This is a genomic window from Holophagales bacterium (genome assembly GCA_016699405.1).
Lineage (GTDB): Bacteria > Acidobacteriota > Thermoanaerobaculia > Multivoradales > JAGPDF01 > JAAYLR01.
Genome location: CP064972.1, coordinates 3,724,213 through 3,746,619, shown reverse-complemented (window position 1 = coordinate 3,746,619; position 22,407 = coordinate 3,724,213). Strand labels below are relative to the sequence as shown.

Below are 22,407 nucleotides of genomic sequence, written 5' to 3'. Positions count from 1 at the left end.
CGTTTCCTGATCGGGCGGTGAGGCTGGGGCGCACGCCGTGCGCCCTGACGAACGTGGCGATGGGGCCCGGAGGGGCTCGGCGACCGAGAAGCCGCTGGCGAGACGGTGGCGAGAGGCTCGGGTTCGAACCTGAGAGCCGGTCGCTACAGTCCGGTGACGCGGACGACTTCCTCGAAGGTGGTGATCCCTTCGGCGAGCTTGCGCAGGGCGGACTGGCGGAGGGTGCGCATGCCGTTCTTGACCGCCTCGCGCTTGACCGTCGGGGCGTCGGCGCCGGAGACGATGAGCTCCTTGATGGCGTCGTCGACCGCGAGGATCTCGAAGATCCCGCTGCGGCCGAGATAGCCGGTGCTGCGGCACTCGAAGCAGCCCTGCCCCTCCTGCACCTTGACCCGCTTGCCGGCCGGCACCGTGAGCCGCAGGGTGTTGATCTCCTCCGGCGTCAGGAAGCGCTCGGTCGTGCAGTGCGGACAGATGCGGCGCACCAGGCGCTGCGCCATCGCGCCGATGAGCGTCGAGCTGACGAGAAAGCGCTCGACGCCGAGGTCGGTGAGGCGGCTGATCGAGGTCGACGCGTCGTTGGTGTGCAGGGTGGAGAAGACCAGGTGGCCGGTGAGCGCGGCCTGGATCGAGTACTGGGCGGTCTCGCCGTCGCGGATCTCGCCGACCATGATGACGTCGGGGTCCTGGCGCAGGATGTGGCGCAACGCGTTCGCGAAGTCGATGCCGATCTTCGGTTGGGCCGCGGTCTGGTTGAACTCCTCGAGGACCATCTCGATCGGGTCCTCGATGGTGGTGATGTTGATCTCGCGGTTGGCGATCGTCTTGAGCGCCGAGTAGAGGGTGGTCGTCTTGCCGGAGCCGGTCGGACCGGTGACCAGGATGATGCCGTGCGGGCGACTGATGAAGTCCTGGAACTGCAGCAGCTCCTCGGGGTAGAAACCGAGCCCGGTGAGGTCCTGCATCAGCACCTCGGGGTCGAAGATGCGCATCACCACCTTCTCGCCGAAGGCGACCGGCAGGGTGGAGACGCGCAGCTCGACCTCGCGCCCGCCGCGCATCGTCTTGACGCGGCCGTCCTGCGGCCGGCGCTTCTCGGCGATGTCGAGCCGCGACATCGTCTTGACGCGCGACACCACGGCGTTGTGCACGATCTTCGGCATCGTCTGGATGTCGTGCAGGACGCCGTCGATGCGGAAGCGGATCAGCGAGGCTTCGCGCTTCGGCTCGATGTGGATGTCGCTCGCCCGCGTATCGTAGGCGTGCTGCAGCATGAACTCGACGGCGTTGACGATGTGCTGGTCGCTCGACTCGATCTCCGCCTCGTTCTTCATCCGAACGAGCTGTTCGAGGTTGCCGAGGTCGATCCCCGCCCTGAGGTCGCGCTCGGCCCGCTTGACCGAATGGCGCAGGCCGTAGAACTCGGTGAGCGCCCGCAGCACGTCGGGCTCGGAGGCGACGGCGAGGACGAGGTCGCGTCCGGCGATGCGGCGATAGGAGTCGACCCCTTCGATGTCGAACGGGTTGGCGCAGACGACCTTGAGCTTGCCGCCCATCATCTCGAGCGGCAGCATGCGGTGGCGGCGGGCGAAGGGCCGCGAGATCTTGGATTCGATCAGGTCGGCGTCGAGGCTCAGGGTGTCGATCCGCAGGTACTCGAGCCCGGCGTCGGCAGCGATGGCGCGGGCGATCTCGGCCTCGCCGACGACACCGCCGTCGCGGTGATTGGGCAGGCGGAGCGTCTCGACCAGCTCGTAGGCCACGGCGTGCTGCTCGTAGGCGCGCGCCGAGCGCATGTGGGCGGGAAGCTGGCGCGCCTCGCGCTTGACGTCCTCGGCCTGCGCCGGCGTGATGAGGCCCTGGCGGGCGAGGATGTCGGCGACCTGGAAGGGGCTGAGGTTCATCGGCACCTCGTCGAAGTTCGACTCGCCGGAAGTCTAGCAGTCCGACGCTCGGCGGCTGATAGGCTTGCGCGCCGCCATGCTCGTCACCCCTGCCCTCGCTCTTTCGCTCGCTGCCGCGCTCGGGTGGTCGACCTACGACCTGCTGCGCAAACTGCTGACCGGTCGTGTCGCCGCGCTGCCGCTGGTGGCCTTGATCACCCTCGGGGCGCTCCTGCCGCTCGCCGCGTGGACGGCGTTCGTCGGCGACTGGCGGATCGGCAGCGGTTACGTGCTGCCGGGGCTCGCCTCGGTGGCGCTCAACGTCGCCGCCAACCTGGCGTTCTTCCGCTCGCTGCAACTCGCGCCGATGTCGGTCACCCTGCCGCTCCTGTCGCTCACGCCGGTCTTCACCGCGGTCCTCGCCCTGCTGCTGCTCGGCGAGTCGCTCGGTGGACGGCAGGTCGCGGGGATCGCCCTGGTGGTCGTCGGGGCGCTGGCGATCAACCTCCAGCCGGGGGAGGGGCTGCTGCCGCGGACCCTGATTCGCGCGGCCTTGCGCGAGCGGGGGAGCCAGTTGATGGCCTTCGTCGCCCTGTGCTGGTCGGCGACCCTGCTGCTCGACAAACGGGCGCTGCTCCATGCCGCACCGACCCTGCATGCCTTCGTCCTGCACGCCGGCGTCGCCGCCGGGGCGCTGGCGATGCTTGCCGCGCGGCGGGAGCTCGCCACGCTCAAGGTGCCGGCGGGCGTCCTCGGACTGCTCGTGGCCACGGTGCTCTGTGGGGCGGTGACGGTCACCGTGCAGCTGATGGCGATCCAGAGCATGGCGGTTGCCCTCGTCGAGACGCTGAAGCGCGGTGTCGGGGCGACCCTGGCGCTCGTCTGGGGGCGGGCGTTCTTCGGTGAGCCGCTGCCGCTCCACCGCGTCGTCGCGGTGGCGACGATGGTCGGCGGCGTGGTCCTGCTGCTCGCCTGACCGTCAGGCGGTCGAGTCGGGCCGCGCCAGCCAGGCGCCGGCGACGAGCAGCGTGCCCTGCAGCATGAAGGCGGCGAAGTGGAGCTGGGGGAAGCGATAGCCGAGCGCCGCAGCCCCGAAGAGGAAGTAGCTCGCGCCGATCGCGGTGATCAGCTGCGCGGGGCCGTCGCCTCCCCGTCGCAGGCCGTTCCAGGCCCCGAGGACGAGCAGGCCGTAAGTTGCCATCGCGCTGGTGCCGAAATTCCAGCCGACGGCAAGGCCGGCGTAGGTCTCGCGGTCGATCCCGCGAGCGGTGAGCGTGGTCGCGAAGCTCGGCCAGCCGGCGAGGGCGTGGGCAGCGGCGCCGGCGAGGAACGCCACTCCGCCCAGCAACACGAGCGCCAGTCCCACGATTCGTCTTCCGGCTGCCTGCGGCTGATCCACGTGCCCTCCGCTCGTGCTGCGACGCTCGCCGAGCGGCGAGGCTACCGCGAGCGCGTCGGCACGTCACCTCCGGCGACCACACCGCCGCCGGACGCGACTCGACTCAGGTCTGCTCCGGGCTCGAGCGGAAGAAGAACTGGAAGGGGATGTGGGCGCGCATCGCCCACGCGCGCTCGTTGTGAGCGGCGTCGGGAAAGGCGAGGTAGAGGAGGTCGCGGCCTTCGACGTACCCTCGCCGCAGCAGCAGCGCGCGCAGGCTGCGATTGACCTCGAAGTTGTCGCGCGGCCAGCCGGTGTCGAGATAGAGCCGCTGGGTGCGACGAGGCTCGGCGGCGACGCGCTCGAGCAGATCGTCGCGGTAGCCGAAGGTCGCCGACATCGCCCCCACCAGGCCGAAGAGCTCCGGGTACTGCCACCCGAGATAGAACGAGACGACGCCACCGAGCGACGAGCCGAGCACGGCGTTCTGCTCGGGGCCGGCGAGGGTGCGGTAGCCGTGGTCCACCCAGGGCTTGAGCTCCTCGGCCACCCAGCGACCGTACTCCTCGTAGCCCGGCTGCGTGTAGTCGTGCATGCGATCGCGCGGATAGATGCCGACGACGATCGCCTGGCGAATCAGGTTCATCGACGACAGCACGCCGAGCGTCTCTTCGACCTTCCAGTGCTGGCCGCCGGAGGCCTCGTCGGGGAAGAAGAGATTCTGGCCGTCCTGCATGTAGAGCACCGGGTAGCGGGCGAGCGTGTTCTCGGAGTAGCCGGGCGGGTAGAAGACGCGCACGTCGTAGCTGCGCGCCCTGCCCACTTCGTGGACGTTGCAGACGCTGCAGGTGTCGTCGTCGAGGAAGTAGGGCCAGACGCCGATCCATTCCTCGGTCCCGCCGAGGGCGAGCTCGTTGTCGCCCTTGGCCCAGAGCAGCGTCCCTGCGCCGCGCAGCACCGGCTTGAAGTACAGGAACTCGTCCGCGAACGCAACGTCGAAGTCGAAGCGCCCGGCGGCGAGATCGGCGTCGATCGGCTCGAGGTCGCGACCCCAGTCGAGCGCCGAGCGCAGCACGAGTCGGAAGCCGGAATCCGCGCCGAGCGGATAGTGAATGCGAATGCGGGCGTGGTGTCGCATGGCGGTCTCCGCGGCGGGACGGGATGCGTGTCGCGCTCGGCTCTCCGGCCGGCGGCGCGAATCGCTTCGGGGTCTGGGCGTGGGCGGTCAGCCGCCGTGGCCGAACTCGGGATAGAGCACCATGCCGCCGTCGACGTAGAGCGTGGCGCCGTTGACGTAGTCCGCCTCGTCACTGGCGAGCCAGGTGGCCACGCGGGCGATGTCCTCCGGCACTCCGACGCGACCGTACGGAATGAACTTGAGCAGCTCGTGCTCCTTCTCCGGCGTCGCCCAGGCGTCGCGGTTGATCGCCGTCTTGATGGCGCCGGGCGAGACCGAGTTGACGCGGATCCGGTAGGGCGCGAGCTCTTGCGCCATCGTCTTCATGAGCATCGACACGCCGCCCTTCGAGGCCGCGTAATTGGCGTGTCCGGCCCAGGGGATGACGTCGTGGACCGACGAGATGCAGAGGATCTTGCCGGCGGCCGAGGAGCGCGTCTCGTCCACGCCGTGGGCGATGAACTCCTTGGCGGCCTCACGGGCGCAGAGGAACTGGCCGGTGAGGTTGACGTCGATCACCTTCTGCCACTGCGCGAGCGTCATCTGGTGGAAGGCCGAGTCCTTCTGGAGCCCGGCGTTATTGACCAGGATGTCGAGGCCGCCGAGCCGCGCGCGCACGGCCTCGAACATGGCGAGCACGTCGGCTTCGTTCGACACGTCGGCCCGCACGGCGAACGCCTGGCCGCCCATCGCCACGATCTCGTCGACCACCGCCGTTGCCGCCTCCGGGCCGGTCACGTAGTTGACCGCCACCAGAGCGCCGGCGCGACCCATCTCCTTCGCGATCGCCGCGCCGATGCCGGAGCTCGCGCCGGTGACGATCGCCCGCTGTCCATCCAGAACTCTTCCGATCCGCTGCATCGCCATCGAACCACTCCTTGAAGGGAAACCGCTTTTGCCCGCTTGGATGCGGAGCGATCGCCACGGTTTCGTCGAAACTGCCTTCGCCAGGCGGGCATCCAACCAGCCGCAACGAGATCCACGGGAGAACCATTCCCGTGTCGCGTCAAGGCCTCCGACCGATCGCCCCGGCGATCTTCCACTTCGTCGACGGCAAGCTCTACTTCCAGCATACGCGGAAGGCCTTCGACCGCTTGGAGAAGGACGAACGTCGCAATGCTCGCCAGGCGTGTGCCGCCTGGCCCGCCCGGGTGCGAAAGAAGGCCGCCAGGTTCCGGCCCGGACCGTTCGATGCGCCGGTGAGATAGTGGCAGCATCGTCGCGACAGGAAACCGGAGGCGCCGGCCGGCATCCAACGGTGAGTCGAACGCGGCGCCGCCGCGAGAAGGAAGAGAATGGAGAGAGCATGAACGCGGAGCGCAGAAGGCTGGCGGAGGCGAAGGCTGGAGAGAAGGCCTGGCGGCGCTGGGGCGCCTATCTCTCGGAGCGGCAGTGGGGGACGGTGCGCGAGGATTACTCGGCCGACGGCGCAGCCTGGGGCTCCTTCCCGTTCGAGATGGCGAGCGCCCGCGCCTATCGTTGGGGAGAGGACGGCATCGCGGGCCTCGCGGACGATCGTCAGCTGCTCTGTTTCTCGGTGGCGATGTGGAACGGGCGCGATCCGATTCTCAAGGAGCGCCTGTTCGGTCTCTCCGGGCCTCAGGGCAACCACGGCGAGGACGTCAAAGAGCTCTACTACTACCTCGACGCCTTGCCGACCCACTCCTACCTGAAGATGCTCTACAAGTACGTGCAGGCCAAATTCCCCTACGAGTGGCTCCGGGAGGAGAACCGGCGGCGCGGCAAGAGCGAGCCCGAGTTCGAGCTCTTGGACACCGGCCTCTTCGAGGAGGATCGCTACTTCGACCTCCAGGTCGAGGTGGCGAAGGCCGACGCCGAGGACCTCCTGATCGAGATCGCGGCGACCAATCGGGGACCGGAAGCGGCCCGGCTGGTGCTCCTGCCGCAGCTTTGGTTCCGCAACGTCTGGAGTTGGGGGGCGTTCACCCGCTCGGCGATCGGCGAGGTCGACGGCGCCAGCGGTCGCCGTCCCGAGCTGAGTGTCAGCGGGGGCGCCGTGCGGGCATCGCACCCGGAGCTCGGCACGATGTGGCTGCAGCCCGACGGCGCCCCGACGTTGCTCTTCACCGACAACGACACCAACGCCGCGAAGCTGTGGGACGCCGAGCCATGCGCGGGCTACTTCAAGGACGGCATCGAGGAGGCGGTGGTTCGCGGGAATACGGCGGCGGTCCATCCGGCGAGGCGCGGCACGAAGATGGCGATGCGCTATGACCTCGACATCGCCGCGGGAGGGACCGAGGTCGTTCGCCTGCGCCTCTCGCGCCGAGCTCATGCGCGACCGTTCGAGGGCTTCGCGGAGACGGTCGCGGCACGGCGTGCCGACGCCGACGCCTTCTACGCCGAGCTCCAGGAGGGAGTGGCCGATGCCGAGGCCCGGCGCGTTCAGCGTCAAGCCTGGGCGGGCATGATCTGGAGCCAGCAGTTCTACCACCTCGACGTTCCGCGCTGGCTCGAGGGCGACCCGGGTCAGCCGGCTCCTCCTGCGGCGCGTCGGCACGGGCGCAACCACGAATGGACGCATCTCAACAACGCCGACGTGATCTCGATGCCGGACAAGTGGGAGTACCCCTGGTACGCAGCGTGGGATCTCGCCTTTCACTGCCTGCCGTTGGCGCGGCTCGATCCGGAGTTCGCCAAGAGCCAGCTGATCCTGCTGACGCGCGAGTGGTACATGCACCCCAACGGTCAGCTCCCGGCCTACGAGTGGGCCTTCGGGGACGTCAACCCGCCGGTGCACGCCTGGGCCGCCTGGCGCGTCTTCGAGATCGACCGCGAGATCTCGGGCCGCGCCGATCGCGCCTTCCTCGAGCGCGTCTTCCACAAGCTGATGCTGAACTTCACCTGGTGGGTCAACCGCAAGGACGTCGAAGGGCGCAACGTCTTCCAGGGCGGCTTTCTCGGTCTCGACAACATCGGGGTCTTCGACCGCTCGGCGGAGCTGCCGACCGGCGGTCACATCGACCAGGCCGACGGCACCGCCTGGATGGCGATGTACTCGCTCAATCTGATGCGGATCGCGCTCGAGCTGGCGCTCGACAACCCGGTCTACGAGGACATCGCCACCAAGTTCTTCGAGCATTTCCTCTACATCGCCGCGGCGATGAAGGACGTCGGTGGTCGCGAGATCGACCTCTGGGACGAAGAGGACGAGTTCTTCTACGACGTGCTCCACACCGGCGACGGCACCGCGCGACCGCTCAAGGTGCGCTCGATGGTCGGCCTCATTCCGCTCTTCGCGGTCGAGATCCTCGACGCCGGCCTGCTTTCGCGCGTCCCCGACTTCGCCGCCCGGTTGCAGTGGTTCCTCGACTACCGCCCCGACCTCGCCGGGCTCGTGTCGCGCTGGCATCAGCCGGGCAAGGGGGATCGTCGCCTGCTCTCGCTGCTGCGGGGCCATCGCATGAAGGCGGTGCTCTCGCGCCTGCTCGACGAGAGCGAGTTCCTCTCCGATCACGGCGTGCGCGCGCTCTCCCGGTTTCATCGCGAGCATCCGTTCACCATCGCAGCCGGAGGCAGGACGTTCGCGGTCGACTATCAGCCGGGGGAGTCCGACTCGGGGCTCTTCGGCGGCAACTCGAACTGGCGCGGGCCGGTCTGGTTCCCGGTCAACTTCCTCATCATCGAGTCGCTGCGCCGGTTCGCGTCCTACTACGGCGAGGACCTGCGGGTGGAGTGCCCCGTGGGCTCCGGCACCATGCTGCCGCTCGGCGCCGCCGCCGACGAGCTGGCGCGCCGCCTGGTGAGTCTCTTCCTGCCCGATGCTCGCGGTCGCCGTCCGCTCTTCGGTGGGGCGGAGAAACTGCAGAGCGATCCGCACTTCCGCGATCACCTGTTGTTCTTCGAGTACTTCCACGGCGACAGCGGCCGCGGCGTCGGGGCGAGTCATCAGACCGGCTGGACGGGGCTCGTCGCCGAGCTGATTCGCTGAGCCGAGCGGTCGCGCCCGCGCCGCGGTCCTCGCGTCGAAACCGATCGTCGACGGGCCGCATCGTAGGCCAGACGAGCGAGGACGACATGGCGCCGGGAACCGAAACGACGCGCGGGCGCGAGCGACGCGAAGCCTCGGCGGAATCGAATTCCATTCCGGGTTCGCGCTTCGTTGCCGACGAGCTCGCCGACTTCGAGCGCGCTTCCGCTCTCGAGTGGCTGGAGACCAACGGTCTCGGCGGCTGGGCGAGCTCGACGGTCTCGGGTGCGCACACCCGTCGCTACCATGGCCTGCTGGTCGCCGCCACTCGGCCTCCCGCCGATCGCCGCGTCCTGCTCTCGAAGCTCGAGGAGACGCTGGTCCTCGGCGGGGCAGGAGCGAGCGCCAGGATCGAGCTCGGCGCGAACCAGTTTCCCGGCGTGGTGCATCCGCGCGGGTTCGAGAGCCTGGCGGAGTTCACGCGGGCGGAGCTTCCGCGCTGGACGTACGCGGGTGGGGGTTTCCGGCTCCGCAAGACGATCGCCGCCGTTCATGGCGAGAACACGACGATCGTGCTCTACGAGCTTCTGGAGTCGGAGGGCCTGTCGCGAGGAGCCGAAGGTGGCAAGGCGGCTTCCACGCCGGTCGAGACTCCGGCGGTCGCGCTCGAGCTGCGGCCGCTCTTTGCCGGCCGCGAGATCCACTCCTTGGGCGCCGCCGAACCCGGGCGGATCTGGCGCGCCTCCGGCGTGTCGGCCGGTTGCGTGCGCTTCTCCTCGGGGGCTACCGAGACGGCGGTGTTCGTCGACGTGGGGGGCGCGGAGTTCCGCGCCGGCGGCGATTGGTACTACCGTTTCGAGTACGCCGAAGAGCGCGCGCGAGGATTCGACTTTCGCGAAGACCTCTACCTGCCAGGTGTCTTCACCGTCCAGCTGGCGATCGGCCAACCGGTGGGCGTCGTGATCTCCACCGCGGAGCGCCCCGGACGCGACGCCCGGCGCCTGTTGGCCGACGAGCTCGCCCGTCGCCAGGGCTTGGTGGCGCGGGCCGGAGTGGAGCATCCGTTGGCGCGCCGGCTGGTGCTCGCCGCAGATCAGTTCATGGTGGCACGCTCGGGGGCGAACGCCGGGGGAGCGACCCTCCTCGCCGGCTATCCCTGGTTCGCCGATTGGGGGCGGGACGCGATGATCGCGCTGCCCGGGCTCTGCCTCGCGACCGGGCGGGCCGGGGAGGCCCGTGAGGTTCTGCGTGCGTTCCTCGGAGCCCTCTCCGAAGGGATGTTGCCGAACCGCTTCCCGGAGCAGGGAGAGGCGCCGGAGTACAACACCGTCGACGCCACGCTCTGGTTGTTCGTCGCCGGCGAGCGCTACTTCCGGGCGACCGGCGATGCGGAGTTCGTCCGCACCGAGCTTCTGCCGCGTCTCGAAGAGGTCCTGACCTGGCATGGTCGGGGCACGCGCTACGGCATCGGCGTGGGCGGCGACGGCCTGCTGAGGGCTGGCGCGCCCGGCGTCCAGCTCACCTGGATGGACGCCAAGGTCGGCGAGGAGGTGGTGACGCCGCGCTCCGGCATGCCGGTCGAGATCGAGGCGCTCTGGTACAACGCCCTGCGCATCACCGCGGCGTTCCACCGTCGCTTCGGCGGCCGCGAGCGTGCCGCGATGCTGCGCCAGCTCGCCGCGGTCGTGAGGCGGCGCTTCGAGGAGCGCTTCTGGAACGATTCCGTCGGAGCGCTCTTCGATGTCGTCTCCGCGGAGGGCCGCGATCCATCCTGTCGCCCGAACCAGATCTACGCTCTCTCGCTGCCCTATCCGTTGTTGGGGCGGGAGAAGGCGGCGGCGGTGCTGGCGACCGTGGAGCAGCGTCTGCTCACGCCGCGCGGCTTGCGCAGCCTCGCCGCCGACGAGCCCGGGTACTGCAGGCGCTACGAGGGTGGGCCGGCCGAGCGGGATCGGGCCTATCACCAGGGGACCGTGTGGAGCTTCCTGCTCGGCGCCTATGTCGACGCGATCGTGCGCTATCGCGGCAGCGCCGGGCGCCGCCAGGGGCGCGAGTTGCTTTCCGCTTTCGCCACCCACCTGGACGAGGCCTGTCTCGGCTCGGTTTCGGAGATCTTCGACGCCGAGCCGCCGCACCGTCCGCGCGGTGCGTTCGCGCAAGCCTGGAGCGTCGGCGAACTGCTGCGCTCGGCGCTCTGCGTGGGGCTGCGATGAGCGGATGGCACTGGCGCGAATGGGGAATGGAGGCCGCCGGCCTCGGGCTGTTCATGCTCTCGGCCGGGCTCTGCGCCACCCTGCTCGAAGGCCCCGGTTCGCTGCTGCTCGTGCGGATCGCGGATCCTCTCGCTCGCCGCGCGCTCACGGGTCTGGCCATGGGCCTGACGGCGATGGCGCTCATCTACTCGCCGTGGGGCCGGCGGTCGGGAGCGCATCTCAATCCGGCGATCACCCTGACGTTCTTTCGTCTCGGCAAGGTGTCGCGCGCCGACGTTGTGGCCTACCCGTTGGCCCAGCTTGCCGGGGGCCTCGGCGGAGTGGGTGTCGTCGCCCTGCTCATGGGCGGACGATTCACCGCACCGCCCGTCGACTGGGTCGCGACCCGGCCGGGAAGGTACGGTGCGGCGGCGGCCTTTCTCGCCGAGGTCGCGATGGCCGGGATGTTGATGCTCGCCGTGCTCTTCTGCTCGAACCGGCCCGCGCTCGCGCGCTACACCGGAGGGGTGGCGGCCACGCTCGTCGCGCTCTTCATTACCTTCGAGGCGCCGATCTCGGGCATGAGCCTGAATCCGGCCCGCAGCCTCGCGTCGCTCCTTCCTTCGGGCAACTGCAGCGGGCTCTGGATCTACCTGACCGCTCCGTTCGTCGGGATGCTCGGGGCGGCGGAGATCTACCGTCGGATCCCCGGTCATCTGCCGGTCCTCTGCGGCAAGCTCTGCCACGACCATGCGTTGCCCTGTCCGTTCGACTGCGGCTACTGCCTTCACCCTCGAGAGGAGCGGGAAAGTCGATGAGCCTGAACCACTACGACGTCGTCATCATCGGCAGTGGTGCCGGTGGCGGCACGCTGGCCTGGAAGCTCGCGCCGACCGGCAAGCGGATCCTATTGCTCGAACGCGGCGAGTACGTGCGCCGCGAACGCGAGAACTGGGACCCGCGGGCCGTCAACGTCGAAGCGCGCTACAACACCCGCGAGAGCTGGGCGGACTCGGGCGGCAAGCCGCTCCATCCGCATACGAACTACAACGTCGGCGGCAACACCAAGTTCTATGGCGCGGCGCTGTTCCGCCTGCGCCAGCAGGACTTCGGCGAGCTCGTGCACGCCGGCGGCGTCTCGCCTGCCTGGCCGATCGGCTACGACGAGCTCGAGCCGTACTACACCCAGGCGGAACATCTCTACGAGGTCCATGGCGAGCGGGGCGTCGATCCCACCGAGCCCTGGAGCTCGGCGCCCTATGCCCACCCGCCGGTCTCGCATGAGCCGAGGATCGCGCGATTGGCGGCGGATCTCGCCGGTGCCGGATGGAAGCCGTTCCACGTGCCGCTCGGCGTCCGGCTCGACGAGACGAGGCCGCAGTCGAGCCCGTGCATTCGCTGCGCGACCTGCGACGGCTTTCCCTGCCTGGTGGGGGCGAAGTCGGATGCGCAATCGATCTGTGTCGACCCGGCGCTCACCGCGCATCCGAACCTGACGCTGTGGACCGGGGCCTACGTCTCTCGTCTGGAGACGAGCGCCTCGGGGCGCGAGGTCACCGAGATCCACGTCGAACGGGCGGGGGAGCGGCTGGTGATCTCCGCCGGCATCGTGGTGGTCTCGTGCGGGGCGATCAACTCGGCAGCGCTTCTCCTGCGGTCGGCCTCGGAGCGCCACCCGCGTGGGCTCGCCAACGGCTCGGACGTCGTCGGTCGCCACTACATGGGGCACATCAACTCGGTGCTGATGGCGCTCTCGCTCGAGCCGAATCCGACGGTCTTCCAGAAGACGCTGGCGCTCAACGACTTCTACTTCGGCGCGCCGGAATGGCAGCGACCGATGGGGCACATCTCTTTCGTCGGCAAGCTCGATGCCGTCACCCTCAGCGCGGGCGCGCCGCCGATCACGCCCGGCTGGTCGCTCGAGGCGATGGCGAAGCACTCGCTCGATTTCTGGCTCACCTCGGAGGACCTGCCGGATCCGGCGAACCGCGTGACGCTCGATCGCGAGGGCGGCATCGTGCTCGCCTACCGGCCGAACAACGAGGAGGGACACCAGCGCCTGATCGCCAAGCTCAAGGGACTGATGAACACGATCGGCTGCCACGATCGTCTGCTCTCGCGCAGCCTCTTCGTCGGTCAGCGGATTCCGCTCGCCGGCGTCGCGCACCAGAACGGCACCATCCGCTTCGGCTCCGATCGTTCGACGTCGGCGCTCGATCCGCTCTGCCGGGCGTGGGAGGTCGACAACCTCTATGTCGTGGACGGCTCGTTCTTCCCCTCCTCCGGTGCCGTCAATCCGGCGCTGACCATCATGGCCAACGCCCTGCGTGTGGGCGATCACCTGATCGAGAGGCTGGGCTGAGCCGCCGCTGGTGTCGCCAGCGAGCCCTGGGCGATCTGGCGCTCTGCGGCGTTGTCGCCTTCGCGGTGGGGTGTCCGCTGGCGGCGGCGACGCCGCCGCACGTTGCCGCGGTGGGCATGACGGTGTCCGATCTCGACCGGGCGGTGGCGTTCTTCACCCGAATCCCCGACTTCCGCCAGGTGCGGGAGCCGGTGGAGCGCCAGGGCAGTGAGCTCGAACACCTGACCGGCGTCTTCGGCGCCCGCGCTCGCCTGGCCACCGTCTGCCTCGAGCTCACCGATTTCCTCGCCCCCGAGGGGCGACCGAGTCCCGCCGACTCGCGATCGAACGACCGCTGGTTCCAGCACGTGGCGATCGTCGTCTCGGACATGCCGCGGGCCGACGCACGCCTGGCGGCGCCGGCATCGAACAGATGTCGACGGCGCCGCAATGCCTACCCGACCGGAATCCGGCCGCCGGAGGGATCGTCGCCTTCTACCTTCGCGACGCCGACGAACACCATCTCGAGTTGATCGTTTACCCTCCGGGCAAGGTGGATCCACGTTGGAGGGGAAGGACAGGCTCTTCCTCGGCATCGATCGCACCGCGATTGACATTTCCGACAGCGCGCGCAGTCTCGGTTTCTGGCGCGACGCCGTCGGCTTGTCGGTTGCGGATCCCGAAACCTTGCGCGGACCGCGCGGACGGCGGGCGGGCGTTGGGTTTCCCCCGGTGCCGTGGTGCTGCCGCGGGCGGTGTCCGGGGATCGGACGGGAGCCCTGCTGCGGGATCCAGAGGGTCACGGCCTCTTGCTCTCGGCGCCGCGAGAGGTTGCGAGTGAAACCGCGCTCCTCCCGGCGGCATCGAAGGGGTGATCCGAGACTTCCGACCGATCGTGCCACGGAGCCACCCATGCACTCTCTGACCGAGCGAGCGAAGCGCCTCCGCTGGATCCTGCAACTGGTCGTCGCGGCGATCCTCGCCCAGGCGCTCGACTTCAAGTTCACTGCCGCACCGGAGTCGGTCGACATCGTCTCGACCCTCGGTGTCGAGCCGGCGGGGCGGATCGGCTCGGGAATTGCCGAGGCGGTCGCGGTCGTGCTGCTGCTCGTGCCGGCGAGCGTGGCGGGTGGCGCTGCCGATCGTCGGGCCTCGCCTCGAACGGTGAACGGCGGGGTGGCAGCATGAAGGCGGTCGACAGGCCGGCGCGGGTGCATCACAAGGAGAATGGGAGACGCTCATGAACGATTTTTCCGGACGGGTCGCCGTGGTCAGCGGCGCCTCGGGCGCGCTCGGCGGCGTTGTCGCCCGCCGCCTCTTCGAGACCGGCGCGAGCCTGGCGCTGATCGACCGCGGCACCGACCGTCTGCCCGGACTCTGGCCGGAAGCGCAGGGCGGGAACGACCGTCTGGCGTTCTTCGCATGTGATCTCGGCGAGGCAGACGCCGTCGACAAGTGTGTGGCCGAGATTACCGCGCGCTTCGGTCGCATCGATCACCTCTTCAACATCGCCGGCGCCTACCGAGGCGGCGAGACCGTCGAGGAGCTCTCGGCCGCCACCTGGGCGATGCTCTGGGAAGCGAACTTCCTCTCGACGCTCCATCTCTGTCGGGCCGTCGTGCCGGGGATGCGCCGCCGCGCCAGCGGCTCGATCGTCAACGTCGGATCGAAGGCTTCGCTCGGCGGGGATGCCGGCGCCGCTCCCTACAGCATCGCCAAGACGGCGGTGGTGCGACTCACCGAGAGCCTCGCGGCGGAGCTCAAGGGAGAGAGCGTGCGGGTCAACGCCGTCTTGCCGGGCACGATCGACACGCTGGCCAACCGGCGCGCCATGCCCGAGGCGGATCCGCGTGCCTGGGTCGATCCGCTGGCGCTCGCCGACGCGATGCTGTTCCTCGCCTCGCCGCAAGCGCGGGCGGTGACCGGTGTCGCGCTGCCGGTCTTCGGTCTCGGCTGAAGGCTACGTCGCCCGCCGGCTCGCGGCGGACGGACTCCTCGGCCAACTTCGCTCGAGCTCGCGGGTCGAGGCGTAGTGTGCCTGCATCTCGGCGAGTGAGTCGCCACCGAGCTTCTCGATCAGGGCGTCCGCGAGGACCCAGGCCAGCATCGCTTCGCCGATCACGCCGGCCGCCGGGGCGGCGGTGACGTCGCTGCGCTCGTACTGGGCGGCCGTGGCTTCGCCGGTGTCCAGGTCGACCGAGGGCAAGCCCTCCCGCAAGGTGGCGATCGGTTTCTTGTAGAGCGTGACGACGACGTCCTCGCCGTTCGTGATGCCGCCTTCGAGCCCGCCGGCGCGGTTGGTGGGGCGCGTGAGGGTGCCGTCAGGACCGGGGACGATGGCGTCGTGGGCGGCAGAGCCGAAGCCGGCGGCGGCGGCGATCGCGCTGCCGATCTCGAAGCCCTTGATGGCGGGAATGGAGAGCATCGCCTGGGCGATCCGCCCGTCGAGCTTGCGGTCCCACGCCACGTGCGAGCCGAGCCCGGACGGCACGCCGTGGGCGATGATCGTCACCGCGCCACCGAGCGTGTCGCCGCGCAGCTTGGCCTCGTCGACGAGGGCGATCATCGCCGGCTCGAGATCGCGCGCGATGGCGCGCAGCGGGCTTGCCTCGTCGACCGCGAGCAGGTCGCTCCAGGTCGGCGTCGGCCGATCGCCGCCGACCGAGCCCAGGGAGCGCAGGCCGCTGCGGATCTCGATCCCGAAGGCGGCGAGGAGCATCTTGGCCAAGGCGCCGACGGCGACGCGCGCCGCGCTCTCGCGCGCCGAGGCACGTTCGAGGACGTCGCGCAGATCGTCGCGCAGGTACTTTCGTCCGCCGGCGAGGTCCGCGTGGCCTGGTCGCGGCGAGTGGAGCCGTCGCCTCTCGGCGGCCTCGGCATCGACGGCGCCGACCGCCATCACCTTCTGCCAGTTCGGCCAGTCGCGGTTGACGATCCAGAGCGCGATCGGCGAGCCGAGCGTTTCGCCGTCGCGCACCCCGCCGCGGATCTCGGCCTCGTCTTGCTCGATCTGCATCCGCCGGCCGCGGCCGTATCCGTGCTGCCGCCGCGCGAGGTCACGCGCGAGCATGTCGAAGTCGACCGGCACCCCCGCCGGCATCCCCGAGAGGATCGCCGTGAGGCCGGGTCCGTGGCTTTCACCGGCGGTGTCGAAGCGAAGAGGGCTCACGCGACGGAGCTTATCGCGGCTCGCGCGACGGAGGCGGGGCGGGCACCCGGAGGCCCCGCCCCGCCGAGAACCGCTCTAGAAGCCGATGACCACCGTGCCGCGAATGGTGCGGCTCGGCAGGCGGTAGTACTGGGCGTCGCCGAGCTCGCTCTCGGCGACGGGGTCGCGGCGGTCGCCGAGGTTCTCGCCGTCGATGCGGATTTCGGCACGCGAGAAGCGGAACCCGAGACCGGCGGACCAGATGGTGTAGGGCTCGGCGAGCGCGGTGTTGCGCATGTTCAGGTAGCGGTCGCCGACACGGTTGACGCTGGCGTGCGCGTTCAAGCCGCGCTCCGGGGCCCAGACGATGCCGAAGGCCGCGAGCTGCTGCGGCGACATCTCGATGCGCTTGCCGTCGAGCTGCGTGAGGGTGCCGTCGAAGTCGCGCAGGTAGTTGCCGAAGCGCGCGTCGTGGTCGGCGTAGGAGGCCTGGATCGTCAGGTCGCCGAAGGCGCGCCACGCGGCCTCGACCTCCCATCCCGCGAACGACTCCTCGCCGGCGTTGACGAGCGTCGGCCGGCCATCGACGGAGCTCGCGACGACGAGGTTCTTGAACTGCATGTCGAAGTAGGAGGCCTGCCAGCGGAATCGACCGCCGAAGCCGACGCCCTTGACACCGCCTTCGATCGTCCGCGCGGTCTCCGGCTCGAGGATCTCGCCCTCGGCCTCGGGCCGAAGTCGATCGCCGCCGGCTTGAAGGCATCGCGGGCGTCGGCAAACAGCCAGATCCCCTCGCGATCGTGTCCCCACGCGAGGAAGCTCACGCCGAGGCTGCCGCTGCCGCGGGTGGTCGTGCGGCTGTCGGAGACCTCCTCGTCGCCGCCCGCCCCTTCGACCTCGCCCTCGCGGTCCTCGGAGGTGTGATTCAGCCGCGCTCCGGCCTCGATCGACCAGCGAGGAGCCGGCTTCCAGATACCCTGGGCGTAGAGGCCGAGGAAGACGCGCTCGTCCTCGAGCGAGGGCCGCTCGAGAATCGTCTGCGAACCGCTCGACGGGGCGTTGCTGCCGTCGAGTCCGACGGCGTAGTCGAAGTTCTTCGAGTCGGCCTCGCCCTTGCCGGCGAGCACGTCGGCGCCGACGACCACGTCGAGGTTCGGCGACGGCTTCCAACCGAGGTGGGTGTCGAAGTAGAGGTCCGTTTCGTCCTGGTCCTGGGCGTAGCCCGCCGCGTTGATCCCGGACGACGCCAGCGAGCTGAGCATTCCTCGCACGATGTCGCGGGAGACGAACGTCGCGGCGAGGGTCGTCGTCCAGGCGCCGCCGAGGGCCGGGCGCTCGAAGCCGCCGACGAGGTGGACGCGGTTTTCGTCGATGTGCGCGTCGCGCGGGTTGTTGTTGGCGTCGATCGGAACGAGGGGTGAAAGAACCTTGCCCGCGCGCGGGGACGGGCTCGAGGGATCCTGCCGGAGGAGGGTGGCGTCGAGGTCGAGCCGGAGGGTGCCGCCGGCGAGCGCGCCACGGCCGCGGTAGAGCAGGTGTCCGCGTGTGAAGCCGGTGCGGTCGTCGCGGAAGCCCCGGTCCTCGCCGTTGGCGATGAGGCTCTGGTTCCAGCCGCCGTGGGTCGGCAGCGGGAGGATGGCGGAAGCCCCGAAGGACGAATAGCTGCCGGCCCAGAGCGAGGCGCTGCGATCACCCTGTCCGGCGGCGCGGTGGATGACGTGAATCACGCCGACGAACGAGGTCGCACCGTAGAGCACGGGGGCCGAGCCGCGCAGGACTTCGATGCGCTCGACGGCGGTCAGATCGAGCGAGGCGAGCGCCGGGTTGAAGGCGCCGCCCCACGGCACGTCGTCGACGACCAGCAGGAAGGCGTCGAATTCCTTGAGGCCCATCATCTCCGGCACCGAGGCGGCGGGGCCGCCATCTCCTCCCGGAGCGATCGAGATGCCGCCGAGAAGGGCGAGCGCCGACGCGAGGTCGGTCGCGCCGCGGCGAGCGAGCTCGTCGCCCGAGATCACGGAGATCACGGCAGGAACTTCGTTGGCATCCGACGGCAGGCGGGTGGCGGTGACCTGGATCTCCTCCGAAACCGTGACGGGAGGCGTCTGGGCGGAGGTGGCGACAGGGAACGAGACGAGCGCGGCGAGCGCGCAAAGCAGCAGCTTGGAGTGCATGAGTCGAGACACGAATCCTCCTCGAGAGGTCGCTGATCGATTCGAGACGGTCCCCGGCCGACGCCGGTCCGGGGGCGAAGGCACGGCGCCGCGGCGGTTCGTGGCCGCGGCGCGGTCGTCTCAGACGTTCCAGCGCTGGAGGCGAGAGAGGAGGACGCTCGCCGCGGGCGAGCGCGTTGCCGCGTCCCGGGGACACGTCAGCGGGAGCGGCGGGAGGATGCGTGGGGCCAGGTCGGCGGGAAGCGCGCGAGCGACGGAATGCGGATCGGGCTCCTCGCTGCAAAGGTCGCCACCGGCCGGCAGGATCGACCGTACGCCAGGGAAGAGATCGGTTCGGGGCGCGCTCGTGCGGACCTGGCGGAGTCCGCCGCCGTGGCGGTCGGCCTCGACCCAGGCGATGACGCCGGCCTGGCCCGGGCGAGCGGCCTCACCAGGATGGAGGACGACCCGATCCCCGAGGAGCGCGGTCGGATCGCCGGTCACCGCCCGGCGGATGGTGAGCACGATCCCGGGGTCGACTTCGCGTTCGTCGTGCTCGTCGCCGAAGCGCAGGAGCAGGCGAGCGTTCTCGGTCGGCAGATCGGGGACGCGCCAGGTGAAGCGGGTCAGCGTGCGATCGAGATGGGGCGTGATGCGCAAGGGATAGGTTGCGCCGCCGTCGAGCGAAAGGAAGGCCTCCCACTCGTCGACCCCCGGCGGCAACGGCCGGTCGGCGGTCCAGGCGACGACCGCCTCGCTGCCGGCCTGAAGCGAAGCGCCTCGCGCCGGAGCGGTGACGCGAACCGGGAGCTCGGAGGAGCTCGCCGACGCAGCCGTCGCCGCGAGGGCAAGTGTCGCGAGGAAAGCGCTCGCCGGGGCGAGGCGACGCCGGGTGCGCGGCGGGCGGGTCAACCCAGTCCTTCCGTCGGCCGTTGCGCGAGCCGCGAGAAGGCGGCGCGCAGGTCCGCGGGCGTCGAGCACGGGCGGCGGGTCGCGGCGTCGATCCAGAGGTGTTCGGTCGAGCCCGTGGCCAGCAGGTCGTCGTCGCGGCGGACCTCGTAGGCGAAGCCGACGCCGCGGCTGCCGATCCTGGCGACCCGCGAGGTCACGCGGACCCGTTCGCCATAGTGGGCGCTCGCTCGATAGCGCAACTCGGCGCCGGTGACCATCAGGAGAAAGCCACGCTTCTCGATCTCGGCGTACGGCATGCCGGCGTCGGCGCAGAGCCGTGTCCGCGCGAGCTCGAACCACACCAAGTAGTTGGCGTGATGGACCACGCCCATCTGATCGGTCTCGGCGTAGCGGACCTCGATGTCGACCGAAGCCGCGGCGGCCCCCGGCGAAGTGCGGCGCATGGCGGCGGAGCTTATCCGAGCCCGGCGCGGCCGCGACGGCCGTGGCGAGAGGACTCGCGGGGTCGGAGATCGACCGTGCCGAGCGGGAAGCGGGCGCAAACCTCCGGCGTGCCATCGCTGGTTGACATCACATCATGATGTGCTTACACTCCATCGCAACATTCACGGACGGAAGGAGGTCGGGATGATTCGGACCCAGGTCCAACTGACGGATTCGCAGGCCCGGTCGCTCAAGCGGGTGGCTTCTCGCGAAGGGATCTCGCTCGCCGAGGCGGTGCGTCGTTGTGTCGACCGGGCGCTCTCCGAGGGCAGCTCGCGGCAGGAGGACGCCTTCCGTCGGGCCGCCGCGCTGGTCGGCGCGTTCGCCGATCGCGGGGGTGCTCCGGATGTCGCCGAGTCGCACGACCGCTATCTCGGCGAGGCGGTGTGATGGCCGCGGTCTACATCGACACGTCGGCTCTGGTCGCCCTCTTCCTGGCGAGCGACCGGTCGCACGAGACGGCGGCGCGCGCCTTCGCCCGGCTCGCCGAGGAGGGAGCGCCGCTCTACACCTCGTCCTATGTCGTGGTCGAAACCTGTGCGTTGCTCGATCGCCGGGTGGGGCGGGAGGCGGTCCTGCGCTTCCGCAGCGAATTCGCGCCGCTGCTGCGCGTGCTCTGGGTCGACGAGGAGTTGCACGAGGCCGGTCTCGATCGACTGGCGGGCCAGCGCGGCGCCGGTCTGAGCTTCGTCGACGCCACCTCGCTCGCGGCGATGCGACGCCTCGGCCTGGAGCGTGCGTTCGCCTTCGACGAGCTCTTCTCGCGCGAAGGGTACGAGCTGGTGAACTGATTCGTCCGGTCGGAGCGAGGTCGCTCCGGGCCGTCCGCCTTGGTCCGCTGGCGCAGCCTCACGGTATGATCGGCGGCGCGGCGCGGCGGCGTGAGATGGCCGTCCGTGCGTGCCGGAATCCGTCGCCATGCCGACCTATCCCTATCGCGGAGCTCTCCCGCGGCTCGGCCGCCGCGTCTACCTCGCGCCGTCTGCCGAGCTCGCCGGCGACATCGAGGTCGGCGACGACTGCTCGTTCTGGTTCCACACCGCCGCCCGCGGCGACGTCCATTGGATCCGCCTCGGTGCGCGCAGCAACGTGCAGGATGGGACCGTCCTGCACGTCACCCACGAGCGCTTTCCGCTGTCGATCGGCGACGACGTGGTCATCGGCCACTCCTGCATGATCCACGGCTGCACCCTCGAGGACGCCTGCCTGATCGGCATCGGCGCGATCGTTCTCGACGGTGCGGTGGTGGAGAGCGAGGCGCAGGTGGGAGCCGGCGCAGTCGTCCCTCCGGGCATGCGGGTGCCGAGCGGGCATCTGGTGATGGGCGTCCCGGCCCGTGTCGTCCGCGCCCTCTCGCCGGAGGAGCGTGAGGGGATCCGCGAGATCGCCCGGCGCTACGTCGGCGTCAAGGACGAATATCTGGCGGCACCGGCGGCGGACCCGACCGTCCTCGAGAGGGGGGAAGGACGATGAGCTCAAGAGATTTCCGCGCGCCGAAGGGCACGCGCGACCTGCTGCCTCCCGCCACCGGCCTCTGGGCGGCGGTGGAGGAGACGGCGCGCCGTGTCTTCGCGCTCTACGGCTACCGCGAGATTCGCACGCCGATCTTCGAGGAGACCGAGCTCTTCGCCCGCGGCGTGGGCGAAACGACCGACATCGTCGGCAAGGAGATGTACACCTTCACCGACAAGGGGGAGCGGAGCCTCACCCTGCGGCCGGAGAACACCGCGGCGGTGTGCCGTGCCTACGTCGAGCACGGGATGCAGACCCTGCCGCAGCCGGTGCGCCTCTTCTACATCGGTCCGCAGTTCCGCTACGAGCGCCCGCAGAAGGGCCGCTTCCGCCAGTTCCACCAGATCGGCGTCGAGCTGCTCGGCGGCAAAGGCGCGCCGTCGGACGTCGAGGTGCTGCAGCTCCTCGTCCGTTTCCTCCGGGAGCTGGGATTCGCCGACCTCACGGTGCTGCTCAATACCCTGGGCGACAGTGCGTCGCGAGCGGCCTATCGCGCGGGGCTCGTCGCCTATCTCGAACCTCGAAAAGACGGTCTGGGCGAGGAAAGCAGGCGGCGGCTCGAGCTCAATCCGCTTCGTATCCTCGACACCAAGGACCCGGACGAGCAGCAGCTCTTGAGTGGTGCGCCGACGCTGGAGTCATTCTTGACGGAGGAGAGCCGCGCCCGGTTCGCCGTCGTGTGCTCGCATCTCGACCACTTCGAGATCTCCTACCGCGTCGAGCCTCGCCTGGTGCGCGGCCTCGACTACTACACGAACACGGTCTTCGAGATCGTCTCCGCGGGGCTCGGCGCGCAGAACGCCATCTGCGGCGGCGGCGCCTACGAGGGCCTCGTCGAAGAGCTCGGCGGGCCGCCCACCTACGGCGTCGGCTTCGCGATCGGCGAAGACCGGCTGCTCGACGTGCTCCCGGAGAGCTCGCCGCTGCGCGCTCCCGAACGCACGCGCGGCCCCGTGCTGCTCGCCGCTGCCGGCCGCTTGCCCGCAACCGCCGACGGCGTGTCACTCCTTACGGTGCGCGCGGAACGGCTGCGGGAGGCTGGCCTGCCGGTCGTGGAGACCGCCGCCAAACCGCCGCGAGTCTTCGAGCTGGCAGCGAGCCTGCGCTCCCCGGTCGTCTTGTTCCTCGGCGAGGACGAGATCGCGAGCGATACCGTGGCGATCCGCGATCTGGAGACCAAGGAGAAGGCCTCCTTTCCGATTTCCGCCGCGATCCGCTACCTTGACGACCGGTACTTCGGCGGGGCGCTCAGCCGACGGCGAGGCGTCGACGAGTAAGGCCTCCTTCCTTACCCGGA

21 protein-coding genes are annotated in these 22,407 nt (G+C 69.9%); 13 read left to right on the top strand and 8 right to left on the bottom strand.

All coding sequences use genetic code 11. The features are described from left to right. Positions 1 to 143 precede the first annotated feature (143 nt). Complete coding sequence (locus tag IPJ17_15580) at positions 144 to 1,904, bottom strand: type II/IV secretion system protein (protein QQR72898.1); 1,761 nt, start codon at positions 1,902 to 1,904, stop codon at positions 144 to 146. A 76-nt stretch (positions 1,905 to 1,980) separates the two neighbouring features. On the opposite strand from IPJ17_15580, the gene IPJ17_15575 reads away from it, so the two are divergent. Further along, positions 1,981 to 2,859 carry an EamA family transporter gene (locus tag IPJ17_15575; protein ID QQR72897.1) on the top strand — a complete coding sequence of 293 codons (879 nt, stop codon included), beginning with the start codon at positions 1,981 to 1,983 and terminating at the stop codon, positions 2,857 to 2,859. Positions 2,860 to 2,862: 3 nt separating this feature from the next. On the opposite strand, the gene IPJ17_15570 is transcribed toward IPJ17_15575, so the two are convergent. The 3 genes from IPJ17_15570 to IPJ17_15560 form a co-directional block, all read right to left on the bottom strand. Then, positions 2,863 to 3,249, bottom strand: a complete 387-nt coding sequence (locus IPJ17_15570; protein QQR72896.1) for a hypothetical protein — start codon at positions 3,247 to 3,249, stop codon at positions 2,863 to 2,865. Between the two features lie 136 nt (positions 3,250 to 3,385). Beyond that, positions 3,386 to 4,399, bottom strand: a complete 1,014-nt coding sequence (locus tag IPJ17_15565; GenBank protein ID QQR72895.1) for an alpha/beta hydrolase — start codon at positions 4,397 to 4,399, stop codon at positions 3,386 to 3,388. Positions 4,400 to 4,486: 87 nt separating this feature from the next. Continuing rightward, positions 4,487 to 5,299 carry an SDR family oxidoreductase gene (locus IPJ17_15560; protein QQR76197.1) on the bottom strand — a complete coding sequence of 271 codons (813 nt, stop codon included), beginning with the start codon at positions 5,297 to 5,299 and terminating at the stop codon, positions 4,487 to 4,489. Between the two features lie 137 nt (positions 5,300 to 5,436). Between IPJ17_15560 and IPJ17_15555 the strand changes: the two genes are divergently transcribed. The 8 genes from IPJ17_15555 (at position 5,437) to IPJ17_15520 (ending at position 14,859) form a co-directional block, all read left to right on the top strand. Then, on the top strand, positions 5,437 to 5,646 hold the full coding sequence (locus IPJ17_15555) for a hypothetical protein (GenBank protein ID QQR72894.1): 210 nt from the start codon (positions 5,437 to 5,439) through the stop codon (positions 5,644 to 5,646). A gap of 98 nt (positions 5,647 to 5,744) precedes the next feature. Continuing rightward, positions 5,745 to 8,390, top strand: coding sequence for a glucosidase (locus tag IPJ17_15550; protein ID QQR72893.1), 2,646 nt, complete (start codon positions 5,745 to 5,747; stop codon positions 8,388 to 8,390). Positions 8,391 to 8,476: 86 nt separating this feature from the next. Beyond that, entirely contained in the window at positions 8,477 to 10,582 is a 2,106-nt protein-coding gene (locus IPJ17_15545; protein ID QQR72892.1) for a glycogen debranching enzyme family protein, read from the top strand. Between the two features lie 26 nt (positions 10,583 to 10,608). Beyond that, positions 10,609 to 11,379 (top strand): aquaporin, encoded by a 771-nt coding sequence (locus IPJ17_15540; protein QQR76196.1) that lies wholly within the window; start codon positions 10,609 to 10,611, stop codon positions 11,377 to 11,379. Then, positions 11,376 to 12,923, top strand: a complete 1,548-nt coding sequence (locus IPJ17_15535) for a GMC family oxidoreductase (protein QQR72891.1) — start codon at positions 11,376 to 11,378, stop codon at positions 12,921 to 12,923. The genes IPJ17_15540 and IPJ17_15535 overlap by 4 nt, the downstream gene beginning before the upstream one ends. A 116-nt stretch (positions 12,924 to 13,039) precedes the next feature. Further along, positions 13,040 to 13,435: a hypothetical protein gene (locus IPJ17_15530; protein ID QQR72890.1), complete on the top strand. Its 396-nt coding sequence runs from the start codon at positions 13,040 to 13,042 to the stop codon at positions 13,433 to 13,435. A 379-nt stretch (positions 13,436 to 13,814) separates the two neighbouring features. Next, the gene (locus IPJ17_15525) at positions 13,815 to 14,090 is read left to right on the top strand and encodes a hypothetical protein (protein ID QQR72889.1); all 276 of its coding nucleotides are present in this window, start codon (positions 13,815 to 13,817) and stop codon (positions 14,088 to 14,090) included. A 52-nt stretch (positions 14,091 to 14,142) separates the two neighbouring features. Then, positions 14,143 to 14,859 carry an SDR family oxidoreductase gene (locus IPJ17_15520; GenBank protein ID QQR72888.1) on the top strand — a complete coding sequence of 239 codons (717 nt, stop codon included), beginning with the start codon at positions 14,143 to 14,145 and terminating at the stop codon, positions 14,857 to 14,859. A gap of 3 nt (positions 14,860 to 14,862) precedes the next feature. Here the strand turns inward: IPJ17_15520 and aroC are convergent, their stop codons facing one another. The 4 genes from aroC to IPJ17_15500 all read right to left on the bottom strand — a co-directional run bounded on the left by aroC (position 14,863) and on the right by IPJ17_15500 (position 19,558). Continuing rightward, positions 14,863 to 16,071 (bottom strand): chorismate synthase, encoded by a 1,209-nt coding sequence (aroC, locus tag IPJ17_15515; GenBank protein QQR72887.1) that lies wholly within the window; start codon positions 16,069 to 16,071, stop codon positions 14,863 to 14,865. Between the two features lie 476 nt (positions 16,072 to 16,547). Further along, positions 16,548 to 18,236 carry a TonB-dependent receptor gene (locus IPJ17_15510; protein QQR72886.1) on the bottom strand — a complete coding sequence of 563 codons (1,689 nt, stop codon included), beginning with the start codon at positions 18,234 to 18,236 and terminating at the stop codon, positions 16,548 to 16,550. A gap of 108 nt (positions 18,237 to 18,344) precedes the next feature. Beyond that, positions 18,345 to 19,115, bottom strand: coding sequence for a hypothetical protein (locus IPJ17_15505; GenBank protein ID QQR72885.1), 771 nt, complete (start codon positions 19,113 to 19,115; stop codon positions 18,345 to 18,347). Next, entirely contained in the window at positions 19,112 to 19,558 is a 447-nt protein-coding gene (locus tag IPJ17_15500) for an acyl-CoA thioesterase (GenBank protein QQR72884.1), read from the bottom strand. Before IPJ17_15500 ends, IPJ17_15505 begins: the two co-directional genes overlap by 4 nt. Positions 19,559 to 19,742: 184 nt before the next feature. Between IPJ17_15500 and IPJ17_15495 the strand changes: the two genes are divergently transcribed. The 4 genes from IPJ17_15495 to IPJ17_15480 all read left to right on the top strand — a co-directional run bounded on the left by IPJ17_15495 (position 19,743) and on the right by IPJ17_15480 (position 22,387). Beyond that, positions 19,743 to 19,988, top strand: a complete 246-nt coding sequence (locus tag IPJ17_15495; protein ID QQR72883.1) for a CopG family transcriptional regulator — start codon at positions 19,743 to 19,745, stop codon at positions 19,986 to 19,988. Then, on the top strand, positions 19,988 to 20,389 hold the full coding sequence (locus IPJ17_15490) for a PIN domain-containing protein (GenBank protein QQR72882.1): 402 nt from the start codon (positions 19,988 to 19,990) through the stop codon (positions 20,387 to 20,389). Before IPJ17_15495 ends, IPJ17_15490 begins: the two co-directional genes overlap by 1 nt. Before the next feature lie 127 nt (positions 20,390 to 20,516). Next, positions 20,517 to 21,071, top strand: coding sequence for a gamma carbonic anhydrase family protein (locus tag IPJ17_15485; GenBank protein QQR72881.1), 555 nt, complete (start codon positions 20,517 to 20,519; stop codon positions 21,069 to 21,071). After that, positions 21,068 to 22,387, top strand: a complete 1,320-nt coding sequence (locus IPJ17_15480; GenBank protein ID QQR72880.1) for a histidine--tRNA ligase — start codon at positions 21,068 to 21,070, stop codon at positions 22,385 to 22,387. The genes IPJ17_15485 and IPJ17_15480 overlap by 4 nt, the downstream gene beginning before the upstream one ends. Positions 22,388 to 22,407: the final 20 nt, after the last annotated feature.

Bases quoted from the DNA above. Each gene is read 5' to 3' on its own strand.
- IPJ17_15580 (QQR72898.1), bottom strand. From the start codon at position 1,904: ATGAACCTCAGCCCCTTCCAGGTCGCCGACATCCTCGCCCGCCAGGGC.
- IPJ17_15500 (QQR72884.1), bottom strand. From the start codon at position 19,558: ATGCGCCGCACTTCGCCGGGGGCCGCCGCGGCTTCGGTCGACATCGAG.
- IPJ17_15560 (QQR76197.1), bottom strand. From the start codon at position 5,299: ATGCAGCGGATCGGAAGAGTTCTGGATGGACAGCGGGCGATCGTCACC.
- IPJ17_15480 (QQR72880.1), top strand. From the start codon at position 21,068: ATGAGCTCAAGAGATTTCCGCGCGCCGAAGGGCACGCGCGACCTGCTG.
- IPJ17_15535 (QQR72891.1), top strand. From the start codon at position 11,376: ATGAGCCTGAACCACTACGACGTCGTCATCATCGGCAGTGGTGCCGGT.
- IPJ17_15485 (QQR72881.1), top strand. From the start codon at position 20,517: ATGCCGACCTATCCCTATCGCGGAGCTCTCCCGCGGCTCGGCCGCCGC.
- IPJ17_15490 (QQR72882.1), top strand. From the start codon at position 19,988: ATGGCCGCGGTCTACATCGACACGTCGGCTCTGGTCGCCCTCTTCCTG.
- IPJ17_15520 (QQR72888.1), top strand. From the start codon at position 14,143: ATGAACGATTTTTCCGGACGGGTCGCCGTGGTCAGCGGCGCCTCGGGC.
- IPJ17_15550 (QQR72893.1), top strand. From the start codon at position 5,745: ATGAACGCGGAGCGCAGAAGGCTGGCGGAGGCGAAGGCTGGAGAGAAG.
- IPJ17_15525 (QQR72889.1), top strand. From the start codon at position 13,815: ATGCACTCTCTGACCGAGCGAGCGAAGCGCCTCCGCTGGATCCTGCAA.
- IPJ17_15495 (QQR72883.1), top strand. From the start codon at position 19,743: ATGATTCGGACCCAGGTCCAACTGACGGATTCGCAGGCCCGGTCGCTC.
- IPJ17_15565 (QQR72895.1), bottom strand. From the start codon at position 4,399: ATGCGACACCACGCCCGCATTCGCATTCACTATCCGCTCGGCGCGGAT.
- IPJ17_15540 (QQR76196.1), top strand. From the start codon at position 10,609: ATGGAGGCCGCCGGCCTCGGGCTGTTCATGCTCTCGGCCGGGCTCTGC.
- IPJ17_15530 (QQR72890.1), top strand. From the start codon at position 13,040: ATGACGGTGTCCGATCTCGACCGGGCGGTGGCGTTCTTCACCCGAATC.
- IPJ17_15545 (QQR72892.1), top strand. From the start codon at position 8,477: ATGGCGCCGGGAACCGAAACGACGCGCGGGCGCGAGCGACGCGAAGCC.
- IPJ17_15575 (QQR72897.1), top strand. From the start codon at position 1,981: ATGCTCGTCACCCCTGCCCTCGCTCTTTCGCTCGCTGCCGCGCTCGGG.